This window comes from Flavobacterium sp. Leaf82 (assembly GCF_001422725.1).
Lineage (GTDB): Bacteria > Bacteroidota > Bacteroidia > Flavobacteriales > Flavobacteriaceae > Flavobacterium.
Genome location: NZ_LMMA01000020.1, coordinates 1 through 15,387, shown reverse-complemented (window position 1 = coordinate 15,387; position 15,387 = coordinate 1). Strand labels below are relative to the sequence as shown.

Annotated in this window: 13 protein-coding genes and 1 pseudogene; 11 read left to right on the top strand and 3 right to left on the bottom strand. The window is 30.7% G+C overall.

Features of this window, described 5'->3' with window-relative positions; genetic code table 11:
* Positions 1-399: 399 nt before the first annotated feature.
* Together ASF10_RS12395 and ASF10_RS24650 are read right to left on the bottom strand one after the other, a co-directional pair.
* Positions 400-939: a hypothetical protein gene (locus ASF10_RS12395; protein WP_056249617.1), complete on the bottom strand. Its 540-nt coding sequence runs from the start codon at positions 937-939 to the stop codon at positions 400-402.
* On the bottom strand, positions 911-1,672 hold the full coding sequence (locus tag ASF10_RS24650; protein WP_056249612.1) for an RHS repeat-associated core domain-containing protein: 762 nt from the start codon (positions 1,670-1,672) through the stop codon (positions 911-913). Before ASF10_RS24650 ends, ASF10_RS12395 begins: the two co-directional genes overlap by 29 nt.
* Before the next feature lie 284 nt (positions 1,673-1,956).
* Between ASF10_RS24650 and ASF10_RS12385 the strand changes: the two genes are divergently transcribed.
* From ASF10_RS12385 to ASF10_RS12325, 11 genes and pseudogenes are all read left to right on the top strand, one after another.
* The gene (locus ASF10_RS12385) at positions 1,957-2,823 is read left to right on the top strand and encodes a hypothetical protein (RefSeq protein ID WP_056249609.1); all 867 of its coding nucleotides are present in this window, start codon (positions 1,957-1,959) and stop codon (positions 2,821-2,823) included.
* A gap of 306 nt (positions 2,824-3,129) precedes the next feature.
* On the top strand, positions 3,130-4,677 hold the full coding sequence (istA, locus tag ASF10_RS12380) for an IS21 family transposase (RefSeq protein ID WP_056249607.1): 1,548 nt from the start codon (positions 3,130-3,132) through the stop codon (positions 4,675-4,677).
* A gap of 22 nt (positions 4,678-4,699) precedes the next feature.
* Positions 4,700-5,440: an IS21-like element helper ATPase IstB gene (gene istB, locus ASF10_RS12375; RefSeq protein ID WP_056249603.1), complete on the top strand. Its 741-nt coding sequence runs from the start codon at positions 4,700-4,702 to the stop codon at positions 5,438-5,440.
* A gap of 155 nt (positions 5,441-5,595) precedes the next feature.
* Positions 5,596-6,721 (top strand): annotated as a pseudogene (locus ASF10_RS12370) (RHS repeat-associated core domain-containing protein); the annotation flags it as partial.
* Positions 6,722-7,076: 355 nt separating this feature from the next.
* Positions 7,077-7,544 carry a hypothetical protein gene (locus tag ASF10_RS12360; RefSeq protein ID WP_056249594.1) on the top strand — a complete coding sequence of 156 codons (468 nt, stop codon included), beginning with the start codon at positions 7,077-7,079 and terminating at the stop codon, positions 7,542-7,544.
* A gap of 736 nt (positions 7,545-8,280) precedes the next feature.
* Positions 8,281-8,484, top strand: coding sequence for a hypothetical protein (locus ASF10_RS12355; protein WP_056249593.1), 204 nt, complete (start codon positions 8,281-8,283; stop codon positions 8,482-8,484).
* A 210-nt stretch (positions 8,485-8,694) separates the two neighbouring features.
* The gene (locus tag ASF10_RS12350) at positions 8,695-9,048 is read left to right on the top strand and encodes a DUF4844 domain-containing protein (protein ID WP_056249590.1); all 354 of its coding nucleotides are present in this window, start codon (positions 8,695-8,697) and stop codon (positions 9,046-9,048) included.
* A gap of 708 nt (positions 9,049-9,756) precedes the next feature.
* Positions 9,757-10,854, top strand: coding sequence for a prolyl oligopeptidase family serine peptidase (locus ASF10_RS12340; protein WP_056249585.1), 1,098 nt, complete (start codon positions 9,757-9,759; stop codon positions 10,852-10,854).
* On the top strand, positions 10,851-11,066 hold the full coding sequence (locus ASF10_RS12335) for a prolyl oligopeptidase family serine peptidase (protein ID WP_056249580.1): 216 nt from the start codon (positions 10,851-10,853) through the stop codon (positions 11,064-11,066). Before ASF10_RS12340 ends, ASF10_RS12335 begins: the two co-directional genes overlap by 4 nt.
* A gap of 459 nt (positions 11,067-11,525) precedes the next feature.
* Complete coding sequence (locus tag ASF10_RS12330; protein ID WP_056249578.1) at positions 11,526-12,431, top strand: hypothetical protein; 906 nt, start codon at positions 11,526-11,528, stop codon at positions 12,429-12,431.
* A gap of 592 nt (positions 12,432-13,023) precedes the next feature.
* Positions 13,024-13,554: a hypothetical protein gene (locus ASF10_RS12325; RefSeq protein ID WP_056249575.1), complete on the top strand. Its 531-nt coding sequence runs from the start codon at positions 13,024-13,026 to the stop codon at positions 13,552-13,554.
* 52 nt (positions 13,555-13,606) lie between these two features.
* Here ASF10_RS12325 and ASF10_RS12320 read toward each other — a convergent pair whose 3' ends face one another.
* Positions 13,607-15,136, bottom strand: coding sequence for a hypothetical protein (locus ASF10_RS12320; protein WP_056249572.1), 1,530 nt, complete (start codon positions 15,134-15,136; stop codon positions 13,607-13,609).
* Positions 15,137-15,387: the final 251 nt, after the last annotated feature.

Genomic DNA, 15,387 nt, shown 5'->3' with positions numbered 1-15,387 from the left:
AATATTGTAACTGATTTCAATAAAATGTTTAAAGAGTATAGAATATTATTAAAAGAAATGACATATGAGCAAATAGTAAATGATTTTGAAAAGAAAAAATACTTATAAAATGTAAAATCATTATATTTTCTACGAAATCAATTTCTGTGTCATTTTCCAAGAAGCTTTCCGCTAACTTATTTATATGTGTGACAAAACCACACATATAAATCCAAATATGAGTAGATATGTGCGCTTATTTTGTAAAATTTTTAATTTTAAATATATGTTTTTTTACTAGCTCTAAAATATATTGTACTTAAAACAAAACCAAAAAGTTAAGGGTGTAAAAATACCCCCTTAACTTTGTCTCCATCTTTTGTTAGCACGTCCACTCTTATTGTTATAGCAATTGAAAATCTAATGTATTTCTAAATCGTCAACATAATAAGTACCTAAATAATCATTAAAGGTAATTTTAAAACCATGTCTAAACATAAAATATGCAACATTTAAAATTTGATCACTTTCCAATTTATAATTTATGGAACGGTCTTTTTTGTTTTTACTTAGCAAAGTAAATTTATCGACGAATTCGTTTCTTTCTAAATTTAAGTAATCTTTCTCAATTTTTTTATCCATCTTAAAACAAACATGATCCGTTGAGTCCACTTGCATAAAATCTTTTTGGTTTAATACATCATTAAAGTGGGAATCAAGACCTTCAGTTATATTGTTTTTTTCATATGGGTATAAGATTTCATGTAATTTAATTATACAAATTTGATTTTGTGTGTTTTTCGCAAAATAAATATAATAATTTGCTTGTATTTTATCTTCTTCCTTCTTACTATTAATCGAATATAATTCGTAAAAGTTTTTCTCTTTTTCTTTACTACAAGAAGATAAAATTGTAATAAATAATAAAATTTTAATTAAGTTGAAACGGTTTGCCTCCATAAGTTGTTCTTTGTGGTAAATTAATTAATGCTCTAGCTCTATTTTCAAAATCTACAGCCCTTTTTTCAGCAGGATCAGTATTTCCGCTTTTATTTACAGAGTCTGCCATTTTTCCTTGATCATAATCAAAGGCATGTCGCAATTCATGAGTAACTGATACAAAATCATTATCTGGAACTTTTTCCTGACTTTCGAAATTTTCTTTTTGTGCTTGTCCAAAATCAAAAGATGTTAAAGTACCTACAGGTTTGCTATTTTTAACTTTTTCCTCCGCATCATAGTTATCTATTGAATTTGTATGAAATCGCTCCGTAACACTATTTCCTCTTTCATTCGATTTTGCTTCAGTTATATAATGTGTCTGTTTAGAAGTTTCCAAAGTTGAAAGTGCAGTTTTCAATTCCGTATCATTTGATTTTTCTATTTTCCTGAAAGATTGTAAAACTTTATTTAATGTGACATTTCCTTCTTTAGGATCGTATCTTGCTCCTTTTCCACCATTATGGTAAAAATTTCCATTTCTATATTTTAGATCTTCTTTATATGATCCATCTTTATTTCTTGTTTTATAGATAATATCATTTGGTCCCATTCCATCAGGATCTATAAAGCGCATGGGATTATCAAAGGTATAATTGTAAGGAGACCATCTTCTCATTTTTTCGGCTAAAGGATCTATTGTTGTCCATCCCGCTCTCGCTGGATCATAAAAACGTGCTCCATAATCATACATATCAAGCCCCAGCTCGTCTTGGAGCTCTTTTCCATTGTACTTATACTTATAGGGTTCTGTAAACCTTTTTTATATAAAACAATCCCTTGTAAAAAACCTCAATATAAAGAACGTCCGGTTACATTTTCATGAATACGAAAGTAGATTTACTTTACTTATTTTCCTAATAAAATTACTCAACAAATTTTACCATTTTCAACTTTGAATTTTCTTAATTTGCATCTTTTGTATTAAGCCAGCTTGAATTATGTACAAAACTTTACAATAGACCTAAACCCTAAATTATGAGAGAAATTTACTTTAATTCGGATATTACGCCGAAATCTATCAATGAAATAAAATTACTTGCTCTATATTATGACAAGATAAATATTGTTAATGATGAAGTTTATTCTCCAAAATTTGACACGCTCGACGGTGATTTTAAATTTACCGAAGTTGAAGATTTACAATTCATTCCAAACACATTTAGAACTGATTACAAACTTTTAATAGACGAAAATTTAATAGCCATAACAGAAAAAAATAGAAAGCTGGAAAATGAAAATTTATTTGCGAGTGAAATAAGTAAAATTGTAAATGCAAATCATGATTTTATTTTCCCAAAACATCCCACTCAAAAGGATGGCAGAATTATTACCGAGGAGGTTTATGACGTAATGAAAAATATGTGGGGTTTTGAATGGGGAAAACCTATAGAGAGAAATCTTATCTGGTGGTATTATTCTATAAAATTACAGTGGTTTCTGAAACTTCTCTTAGATGGTGAAAATTGTTTAAGCAGTAGTCAAAATCTAAATAAGCTTTTTTCTGCATTTATTAAAGAGCACACTGGAACAAATAATAATTTAGGAACAAAAGGATTTAACAAATCTCTAGTATTAGATGCTTTAAAAATTAGTTTGCCAAATCCCGACTTATTAAGTTTTGAAGAAATATTAGAATTAAAATTAAAGCTAAAGGATGAATTAGGCTTATTTTATCAAACAATAAATTCGATTGAGGTCAAGAACAAACAATTATTTGATACTAACATACAAAATAACGAATATCAATCCATATTCTTTAATGAGATACAAAAACCTCTTAAAGAGCTGGATGCAAATTCTGGTAAAAGTGAGCACCCCATTCCGGTAAAAGAGAGCAATTGATTCCGGTTCAAAGTGAGCACCCTATTCTTGTGAAAGAGATCAATTGATTCCGGTTCAAAGTGACCACCTCAAAAAGTAGTGTTTATAAAGAATATCTTACTTGTTTTTAAAACAAAAGATATGGCAAATAAACGATGCAAATTCTGGTAAAAGTGAGCACCCCATTCCGGTAAAAGAGAGCAATTGATTCCGGTTCAAAGTGAGCACCCTATTCTTGTGAAAGAGATCAATTGATTCCGGTTCAAAGTGACCACCTCAAAAAGTAGTGTTTATAAAGAATATCTTACTTGTTTTAAAACAAAAGATATGGCAAATAAACGACTGGATATGAGAAACATTTTGCAATTATTACGTTTATATACTCAAGGAGTAAGTAAGCTCCAAATAAGCAGACAATTAGGCTTATCGCGCAATACTGTAAAGAAATATATTGAATCATTTCATCAAAATTCTTTTACATATCAAGAGTTATCAGGTCTTAGTAATGAAGATCTGGAAGAACTCTTTGATGGCCAGATAAAACCCGTTCCCGAAAAAAATATAGTTTTAGAATCCTTATTTCCCACGATAGAAAAAGAATTAAAGCGAGTTGGTGTTACCCGCCAATTGCTCTGGGAAGAATATAGGGAAAATCATCCTGATGGCTACAGTTATTCTCAGTTTTGCTACCATTATCAAAATTGGCGAGGCAAACTCAAGCCATCTATGCATATGCATCACAAGGCAGGGGATAAAGTTTTTGTAGACTATACAGGAAAGAAATTATCCGTTATTGACCAGTCTACAGGAGAACTGTGTGAAGTAGAAGTTTTTGTAAGTGTACTGGGAGCAAGCGGACTTACTTTTGTAGAAGCTACCAGAACCCAAAATAAAGAAGACTTTATGGGAAGTCTGGTAAAAATGCTAGACTATTATCAGGGTGTTCCAAGCGCTATTGTAACTGATAATTTAAGAACAGCTGTTAAAAAGAGTGATAAATATGAGCCCTTGGTAACGGAATATTTATTAGACTTTGCTTCTCATTACGGAACCACAATACTGCCTACCAGAGCTTATCATCCAAAAGATAAGGCTCTGGTTGAAAATGCAGTAAGAATAATTTATACCAGAATTTTTGCCCCTTTACGCAAAGAAGATTTTTTTACTATAGAAGCCCTTAATGATGCTATTTTACCACTTTTAGAAAAGCATAATACAATGTCTTTTAAAGGCAGGAAATACTCAAGATTAGACTTGTTTAATGAGATAGAGAAAGAAACACTATCATTTTTACCTGTCAATCCCTATCAGCTCAAAGGTTTTGCTAAAGCAACCGTTCATAAATCCAGCCATGTTTATCTCAATAAAGACAAACACTATTACAGTGTGCCTTTTATTTATATGGGCAAGAAAGTATTGATTATTTACAGTAAAACTACCGTTGAGATTTATCATGGACAGCGCATAATAGCCAGTCATCAGAGAGACTACTCCAAATATCTTTATACAACAAATAAAGAACACATGCCCACATCACATCAGTTTGTGGCAGAGTGGAATCCTGAGAGGTTTATCCAATGGGGAGCTTCTGTTGGAGAATTTTGCAAATCATTTATTATACAAATATTAGATAAAAAACAGCATCCCGAGCAATCTTATAAATCCTGTACCGGTGTATTAAGTTTAGCCAATAAAGTAGGCAATGACAGATTAAACAATGCTTGTAAGAGAGCGATGGATTATGAAAAAATCAATTACCCAATCATCAAATCTATCTTGGAGAAAGGATTAGACTTAATCGATGAAGATCCTACTATTGAAGACAAAGAAATACCCAAACATAATAATATCAGAGGTCGGGAATATTACAAATAATAACCATTAATAAAATAACAATATGAATGATCAAACATTAGAAAAAATGAAACAATTAAGACTCTACGGAATGTCCAGAGCCTTTAATACTACTTTAGAAGCAAGTACCATCGATTATACAAATGATGAACTTATCGCCTATTTAATTAACTCTGAATACGATGACAGAGAAAATCGAAAAGTTGAAAGATTAATCAATACTGCCAAGTTTAGATATAAAGCTTTTATGGAAGAAATCGATTTTGACAGTTCCAGAGGAGTAGATAAAAACTTGATAAACAGACTTGAGTTTTGTGATTTTATAAAAAACAAACAAAACATCCTTGTCTGTGGAAGTACGGGTGTTGGTAAAAGCTTTATAGCTACCGCAATTGGCTATAAAGCCTGTATGATGGGCTACAAAGTAATGTATTTTAATATCAATAAACTTTTTTCCAAACTTAAAATGGCTAAAGCTGACGGCTCTTATATAAAAGAAATTAATAAAATAGAAAAGCAGGATCTCATTATTCTAGATGATTTTGGGCTGCAGTCATTAGATAATCTTAAAAGGCAGGATCTTATGGAGATAATTGAAGACAGGCATGGGAAAAAATCAACTATTATTGCTTCGCAGCTCCCAGTTGAATCCTGGCATGAAGTTATTGCAGAACAAACCATTGCAGATGCAATTTTAGATAGAATCGTTCACAATGCTCTTCGGATAGAATTAAAAGGAGAATCAATGAGAAAAAAGAAAATAGAAAAACAACCAATAGAGTAAAATAATTTTATATTTTTAAACTACTTTTTAGACACCTTTTTGAGTTCATTTATACTGCTCACTTTTATCCAGAATTAGGTGCTCACTTTATCCAGAATATCCAGTGCTCACTTTATCCAGAATATCCATATAATGATGACAATCAAAGAAGTACAATGTTTTATGGAGGTATTCAGCCAGAGAAATTAGATAGACCATTTCGTAAGCATTATTCTGCTGATGGTACTATGGAAATCAAAGAAAATAGGACAACTGGAACTTACGATTTTGTTACTTATATTGGTGGAGACGGATATTCTGCACCGGCAGTAGTTAAAAGCGACGGGATTACGCAAAATTATTTATATTTACAACGCGATAATCTGGGAAGCATTGTAGTCATTACAGGTGCTAGCGGGACAACAATTGAAACGCGCTTGTATGATGCGTGGGGAAGTATTATAAGTATTGGTGGTGGAGCAAGTGGTGAATCAACCGAATTAACTGTTTTAGATAGAGGTTATACAGGACATGAACATATTCAGAGTGTAGGTCTTATAAATATGAATGGTCGTTTGTATGATCCTAAACTGCGCAGATTTTTACAGCCCGACAATAATATTCAGGATCCATTTAATAGCCAAAACTATAACCGTTATGGATATGTATTAAATAATCCGCTGAAATATACAGATCAAAGCGGTGAATTTTGGCAATATGTTGCATCCTTTCTTGCCGCTTACATCCAAGGTGGGGCGGCAAGTGGTGGAGAGCTTAATCCTTTGAAATGGAATGGTAATACATGGATGAGTGTATTGTCTGCAGCAGGTACAGTATATGCCACAGGTGTTACTAATACATATATTGAGAAATATAATAATAAGCCCCCTTTAGGTGCGAGTGCTACAAGTCCGGGTATCGATACTAAATATATACGTTCTTTAAATTCTAGTGAAGCTACTAATGTTTCAAGATATAATTACTCGTCATTTGCTTATGCTGGAGTAACGTCTATTGCATTAGCGGCTGATGATGTTACGGTTATAGGCATTGCTGATGACGTATTGATTCCGGTTGCTTGGGGAACAGCAGCAACAGTTTTTGTATGGGATAACAGAGAAGTAATAAAAGATGATGCGAGGGAAATTGTCGATGCCATCCACCGATCCCTTGATCCAAGCGATTTTCATTATGTTACTTACACTAAAACCAGTTTAGATGGAAAATTAGTTTATGTGGGAAGATCAAGTGGCTACGGAACTCCTGAAGATATTGTAAAAAGGAGAGATGCAAGCCATCATANCTAAAACCAGTTTAGATGGAAAATTAGTTTATGTGGGAAGATCAAGTGGCTACGGAACTCCTGAAGATATTGTAAAAAGGAGAGATGCAAGCCATCATATAAAGGGGTATGGGGAAGCTGAACTTAGTAGTTCTTTACCAGCAACAATACTGGGGGGATATGGCGAGCGATATGATGATCCTGCGTATTGGGGAATACGAGGAAGTGAACAAATACAGATTGAAAATTGGAGGAAGAAAAAAATGTCAGGAAACTCAATAAATGGAATAAGCCCTGCTAACAGCTTGATTAATAAATATTTAAAATACGGGATCGAATTACTGTATTTTTAATAATATCCTAAAAAATAATAGAATGAAAATAGATAAATATCAAGAGGAGTCAATAAGCTTAGCTAAAGCAAGTGATATTGCGATTAATATGATAAAAAGATTTCCTCCAAAAGGGTGGGATGAAAAAACAATATCACATGTTATTGCTAATAGGTTGGAGATAAAAAAAGATGTCTTAAACCCAGAACCTCAATTTCGAAATTTGAAGAGCTTAAAATATAATATTGAAGCTGTGTTTACTAAATTTCAAGAAGGGCATGGGATTCTTGTAGAAGAATTTTGGAAAGAAATAAAAGCTCAAAATTTACCTTACAAAAGAGAAAATAAGATGTTGAAAATTTTAAAAAGAAAAAAAATCAACAATATTCATGAGTATGATTTTGTAATTGATGTTATGGTGCCTTACGAGCAAGAAGGTCTAATTAATCATGATGAAGTTATATTATTAAATGATTTAATTGCTGAATTTGAGAATAAGAAAAAAAAATAATTTAGTGTGCAAGGTTTAACAAAAATCTTATAAATTATTTGTTAAGTATTAAAGGCATGTTTGAATTATTCCAAACATGCCTTTTTTAACGTGATATTATTTGAAAAGTTGTTTTTGACTTAAAATGTACATCTTATCATGAAAGTGCAAATTGTGTTTACCGTAAAAATTCGCTGAAATAAAAAAGAAACTAAATTTTTAGTTGATCTATAGAAATCCTGCAACAATAACCAATATGGGGATGATTTGTTGTAAATTATAATTGGAATAATATGTGAAGTCTGGTTTTTGAACAATTTTGTTGTATACGAAAATCGAAATATTCTAAATATAAAAAACATATAAAAAGTGAAGGCTTCGAATATAAGATTGAAAATGTCTTAATTTGATTAAAAACTAGATTTTGAAATATTCAAAATTTCTCAAGAATTAGAAGCTAAAAGATGTTACTAAATCATTAGATACGATTGAAACTATGAAATCTATAATTAAAGATTTTGATTTATCAGTTTTTAGAAATGATTTAGAAAATTATTTTAAATAAAAAAAATAATATAATCCGTCTGTATTGGAAGAATTTTATATAGAAAAAGGCTGTACAAGCTCTCTATGACATCACTTTATATCCGGAAATCAGATAGAGATTAAAATGAAAGAAAGATATTTAATTTACATATGTTTTTTCACACATGGTTATTTAGCACTTGAAAATAAAATATTTAGATAAAAAGTGACTATGAATTTTAATGTAGGAACACAGTTTTCAAAAGAATTTACTTTTGAAGAGAGAAATAGATTTGAAGATCAGTTAAAAAATTATTTAGATGATTATTTCGCGAATAAAGAATATCATCCACAAATACACAAAATGCATATAAGTTTCATTTGTGTTGCTAAAGAATTTGAGCCTTTCTTTCAAGTTAGACCTTTGAAAATTTAACAAAAAAGAGTGTGCAATAGAATACGAAATAAAACTTGATTTTAAGAAATTTTATAATTCAGATGAGAAAGATCGAAAAAACATTATAGCGGATACACTTAGCGATCAGTCAATTAATATTTTTAAAGAAAAAAAAATTAAAGATTTTGATTCTGAAAAATATATTGTGGATTTAATAAATTGTTTAAATGAATTTAAATTATATAATTCATGAGCAAAAAAGAAGATTTAATTATTAAATTACTAGAACTAAAATCTGGATGTAAATTTGAGAGAAATGAAAGTTTATTTTACTCTGGAATTTCTGATAATGCATTGAAAATGCATCTAAATAAACTTCTCAATAATAGCATTGACGATTTTATATTTAAAATTAAAAACGGAGCAGATAAGATTGAATTTCAAAAATTAATAGAAAAGGGAGTTAATCAATTTAATTCTTTTAATCTTGATACAGAAGAACGTGAACGAATCTGTTTATATTATGAAGAAATAATGGATATAATAAAATTAGAAAGCTCAGATGGTATTTTAAATAAGTGGATGTATGGATTTGATTTTTAATCATTCTCTTCAAAATTAATTTGATTTTATCATTTAGTAATAAAAAGGGCGTTTTTAGACAATTCTAAAAATGCCTTTTTTCATGATTTTGACTAAAATTTTTCTCTTAATTTTCAATATTGTAGTCAAATTTAAAATATAATTTCTAGTCATTTGCTTATGCTGGAGTAACCTCTATTACATTAGTGGCCGATGAGGTTACGGTTTTAGGCATTGCTGAAGATGTATTGATTCCGGTTGCTTGGGGAACAGCAGCAACAGTTTTTGTATGGGATAACAGAGAAATAATAAAAGATGATGCGAGGGAAATTGTCGATGCCATCCACCGATCCCTTGATTCATGTGATTTTCATTATGTTACTTATAGTAAAACCAGTTTAGATGGAAAATTAGTTTATGTGGGAAGATCAAGTGGCTACGGAACTCCTGAAGATATTGTAAAAAGGAGAGATGCAAGCCATCATATAAAGGGGTATGGGGAAGACCACACGAATTACGGCATACNTAAAACCAGTTTAGATGGAAAATTAGTTTATGTGGGAAGATCAAGTGGCTACGGAACTCCTGAAGATATTGTAAAAAGGAGAGATGCAAGCCATCATATAAAGGGGTACGGGGAAGCTGAACTAAGTAGTTCTTTACCAGCAACTATACTTGGGGGATATGGCGAACGATATGATGATCCTGCGTATTGGGGAATACGAGGAAGTGAACAAATACAGAATTACAAGAAAAAAAATAAACTGGAAGCCTCTTTTTAAGAAAGAAGATGGGTTAAGTTCTCCTGTAATTGTCAATGAGGACATTTATGTTTTAGCATCAAAAAATTCACCAAATTATAAAAATCTTAAAACAGAAATAACAAATCCTGATTTTGTTAATTCTGAGATAATAGTAGATGAAGATAAAAAAGAAATTATCGAAAATTATGAAATTTTAAAAGACGGACTTGTATATTCAACAACAAAAAATGGAGTAGAAGCACAATTATATTTTGTTGACAATAATAAAGTACACAGAACTTTAGATTTGCCAAAGAAGGCAGGTAGGATTATTATTAGATCAAAAAACAAGTACCATAGTGATTTGTGGATTTATACGAGCGGGTGGCTAAATCCATTAAAAAGATATCGTTGTGATGTTGTAAAAAAAAGGTTTAAAGAAGATGATGTGAGCCCTACGGTAACCTATCCTGAATTTGATGATTTTATTGTAGAAGAAATAGAAATACCCAGCCATGATGGGGTTTTACTCCCGGTTTCTTTAATATATAAAAAAGGGATGAAAAAGAATAAAATGAGTAATGTTCTTATTGATGGTTATGGTGCTTATGGAGAATCAACAAACCCTTCTTTTCAACCTATATTTTTATCATGGGTTTTAAATGATGGAGTTTATGTTGTCTCTCACGTTCGAGGAGGAGGAAAAAAAGGTAATGATTGCTATACAGGAGGTTATAAGAAAACAAAGCCTAACACATGGAAGGATTTAATATGCACTGCAGAATTTCTAATAAAAGATAAGATAACCAGTAATAAAAAGATTGCAATTTATGGAGGAAGTGCTGGAGGTATTTTGGTTGGAAGAGCTATAACCGAACGACCGGATTTATTTAAAGTAATGATTTGTGGAAATGGTTTTCTTAATACATTAAGAATGGATGTTGCTCCTAATGGAGCAAATAACATGAAGGAATTTGGTAATCCATTAATTAGAGAAGAATTTAATTCTTTGTATAAAATGGATGCATATCACCATATAAAAAAGGAATTAAGTATCCCGCTTGTCTGGTTACTACAGGAATGAATGATGCACGTGTAGCTCCGTGGATGTCTGGAAAATTTGTTGCAAAATTACGCTCCTCTACAATTTCCCGTAATCCGGTGCTTTTCGCAGTTGATTATAAGACTGGACATGGCGTAGATAGTTCATATTTACAACTTTATAATGATTATGCAGATACGTTTGCATTTGCATTTTGGCAATTGGGACATCTTAAGTTCAAATTAAAAAAATAAAGTTTTATTTTGTTTAAAAATTAGTTTATGGCGTTGTAATTTGTAAAAAGATTTACACGGTTTACTTTTAGAATAAATATTTATTGATTAAAGTCAGTTCTTTTGTTTCTAAGACATCAAATTATCTTGACTGAATACAGGCAGGTTTGTTTATGATTTCTGTATAGAGGAAATAAAGAAGTCAGCTAATGCTTTCGATAAGGAATCATTTTCAATATAGTTATTGTAGAAGGTAAAAAATGATCTACAATTTCATATTTATCAGCTCTTTATTTATAGCAAAATTGCTCTATATTAGCGGCAACAAAAGTTAATCACACAGGGTAAAGTTTATTCGGTTGAGCTTTGTTTTTTAGCTAGAATTAACAGTAACTATAACTATAAAGGGAAATGAAAAGATTAAAATTACATCTAATAATTTTTCTATTATTTGGAACATGTATTAATGCTCAAAATAGTATGGATCAAATTTTTAAAATAAAAATTGAACAATCTCTAATTTCCCAAGATGATAATTTCCCTGATTTCAGAACAAATAAAGACAGTTTAGATATCTTTTTATTTGCACTCCATATGGGATTCTCCCCGATTGATTTTCAACGTTTCACTAAGTTTAATGATCAAAAAATATTAAATTTAATTACTTTATTAGAATCTAAACATTGGCTTCATAAAGTTAATAACCAGTTTAAACCAACAATTTTTGTTACCGATGCAAATGATGGGAAATTGCTTTACAAATATGCAAAACCAATTTCGATAAAAATCACAAAATCAATAATTAAAAAATTAAGCGAAATAAAAGTACAGTTTGATAAAACAGAGATTTCGAAAACGCAATCTTTTGAAAAATGGTCATTTCTGGTTTTAAGTAATGTTTTGTTGGATTCATGGCAAATTAATAATGTTGAAAAAGAATTTCTTAAGCAAGACAACAGACCTTTAAGGCATGGAAAACACTACTATTATAGGATTAGTGAGAATACAAATCCTGAAATAGAATCTTTTGGAATTTATGGAAACCAATCTGAAAAAATTGAAAATAAAGATGTATGTGTTTATGGAAATAACAGGCGAAATTTAATTGGAAATTCATTTCAGAACTTAATTTCTAAATCAGATAATAATTTATTTGATGAAATGGCTAAAAAATATTTACCAGACTTATTAAAAATTTTAGAAACTGAAAGAGAATACAGTAAAAAGATTTATACTAAATTAGGTTACAATAAAGAAATATCTTTTGAGGAGTTTTTTATTTGGTGGTATCATTTCATTTATACACAATCTACAGATGAAATGAATGAAAAAGGAATTTTAAAAATTCCGAAAGGAGGAAATTTTGATTATGTCTTAGAAGAATAATTGAGAATGTATTTTCGAAGATTTAGACAAAGAAATAAGTTTTTTTTTAGGATTAGTGTCACATGTCTAAAAGTTTCTAACCTAAACTCGGTAGGTATTGATTTTGATGGATTTCTATTTTAAAAAAACTACTTGCGCTACGATTCTGCCACAAAGTTCAGAGAATTAATTTTTTAAAGCAATGTGATCCAGAATCCTTTTTAGCAAACTCACCATAATAATTAATTCCTTCGTTTCATTTTATAAAGAGAAACACAATTTTGAGAGTAGTCTTTGCAGGGGTTTTCTAATTTTTAGATAGGAAAAATTAAAATTGGTGAGTCAAAACAATTCTCTACTTTAAAAGGAAAGATTTTCGTAAAATAAATAATTTGCTTTAAATACTTTTTAATTTGTGACTTAATAGGTATCAGCGGTGAAAATAATCAATAGTTAAGAATTGGAAAATAGCTGTCATAAGATTTATTTTATCTAGTGTGCACTCCTTTTAGAGATGTTTCACAGATCAAACAAACGCTGTAGCGCCTTTGCTTTAATATGTAATTAATTCTTAATTTAATACCATGAAAATTAAGAACTAAAAATTATAAATATGGAACCACTTACCTGGGGTTTTATAGGAACCCTTGTAGGCACCGTTGTTGGGGCTTCAGCGAGTATACTCACTACGATAATCAATGCAAGAAATGTTTCCAGGAACCAAAACAGACTTGAAATCTACAAGCGTCAGGAAATTTTTCGGGAATTTCAACGCGATAATTATTTAAAAATTCAGGAAAGAACCTATAAAGCTCACAGGTTGGTATCTTTACTTTACGTTCAGGATCTGCAAAACCTGAAGGACAACGGTCAGTGGCAGCAAGGGATATTGAACGCTGAAAACAGTAATGAACTGCTGTTTACCGTTCAGGATCTTCTGATGTATTTGGAGCGTATTCAAAATGAGAAATTGCGGGAAGAAATCAGGAATTTGACAGGTAAAATGCTCAGAGTATCCCACACATCCGACTTGAAGGAAAGTAATCAGTTATTGACAGAAATACACGTTGATATCTCCAGTGCGATGAAAATTCTGGGGACAGAATTACGAAATAACTACTACAGCGCAGATGTGACTTATTAATCAAAAGAAAGATCTGTTGAGCTGTAATTTTTGTTTTCTATATAATTTTTCATTAATGTTCTTGTTTAAAATATTTATTTTTTATTATAGAATGTCGGTTTAAATAACGTGCCAACTCATATTTAGACCAAGTATCCGATACATCAATGCCTTGGTTACGTTTAAAACCTTCCAGCATGTCATATAAAGTAGCATCGATAACTGTTGTTGTAAACACACCATAGCCCTTTGCCCCATATTGCATTATGACATTTGCTGCACTACCCATTTTAGCTGCAGATAATGAAGTTGATTCAGAGAGAAATTTACACTGAAAGATGTAAAGTTCAGGTTCTGCGGTAGGAGTTTTTTTTGACTTTATCACAATATCCCGGCCTCCATCTCTTGATTTTGATTTCCCCATTTTTTTAATGGTGGACGAATCAAATTTAGAATGGCAATAAAGTAAATCATAGCATAGTTCTTCAAAAGTGTCATCATTCAATTCCTGCCAATTACAATTATTTGATATGGATTTTTCTATAAGATTCTGTGTTTTAGAGAAGGCAGGGTAGAGGTGCGCATTTAGTTCTTTTATATCTTCAAAAGGTAAACTGGTATTTCCGAAGAAAATATGATTAAATCCTTTATATGACGCAAGAACTAGGTCGCCTAGCTCTGAAACTTTGAAAGATAGCAGCGCAGGGTCTATAATATACCTCTTTTTTTTCCTGGTATTTACTTTTTTATGCTCAGCAAAGAGATTGTTTTGCTCATTAATGTTTTCTTTTATTATGACTGAATTAAATAATTTTCCATTCAAAACTTTTTGTGAACAATTTATAGCATTCTGGAGCTGTTTATTTTGGTCGAAATATACAGCAATATTGTTTGTAAGAAGTATTTGCTTTCCGTTGAAATTTACTAATTCCGCCTCATTAATTTCAAATTTGGCATAAGGTTCAGAATAATTTTTTAGTGCCTGTATGAGATTAGTTTCGTGTGGTATAATCCAGCTTTCTGTTGAGAAATAGATTGAATCTTTATAAACTTTTGATTTAGCATTTCTCCAAAACCCAAAGCGGTGTTCTGGATGTCTTTTATATGTATCTCTAAAAAAATCTTCCTCGGAGTCATATTCGCCTGCTATTTCCCAGTAACCGCCATCTAATAAATTAGCCCAGTAAGCATTGATTAAATCGGTAAATGTGAAATAGAGTTTATGCAAGCTGTCTTCATACTCTAGAACCTCGTCCAAAAATTCAATTCTTGTGTCATCATCAAGATCTTCATAGCCAAGCATTTTTGAAGAGTAATTAAGTATTTCAAATAATTTTTCAATATTTGACACAGTACATTTAATTTGAAAATCAATATCATACTTATCTGTCGTTACAAATTCGAAGTTTATAATATTTATATAATCAACAGCTTTCTCACAACAAAAAGAGACATCTCTAAGTTCAGTGATTATTTCAATTTTACTGTTGGTGCGCCCGATCGACTGTATAGGAAAAATAATATTCAATTCTTGCTCATAGGAAAAATTTTCTTTAAAAGAGTTAATATCATTGTTTTTAAAATCTTTTATATTTATAGTCATATTTTTCGATGTTGTCAATTTTTGGACAAAACTTAAAGTTTACCAATTAGTGATGAAATATTCTACTGGAATTAGAACAATTGTTTTTTATTGATTTCTATTTTTTGGACGCATATAAAACATTACACAAAACGTAAGATATTGTCATAGGGAAGCTCTTTCTAAAGCTACTGAAACAAGGATTGAGTATTAATAGTTTGAGCAAAATAACCCAAACCTAATTTTGGCGTTCGCATGGCTTTATACGTATT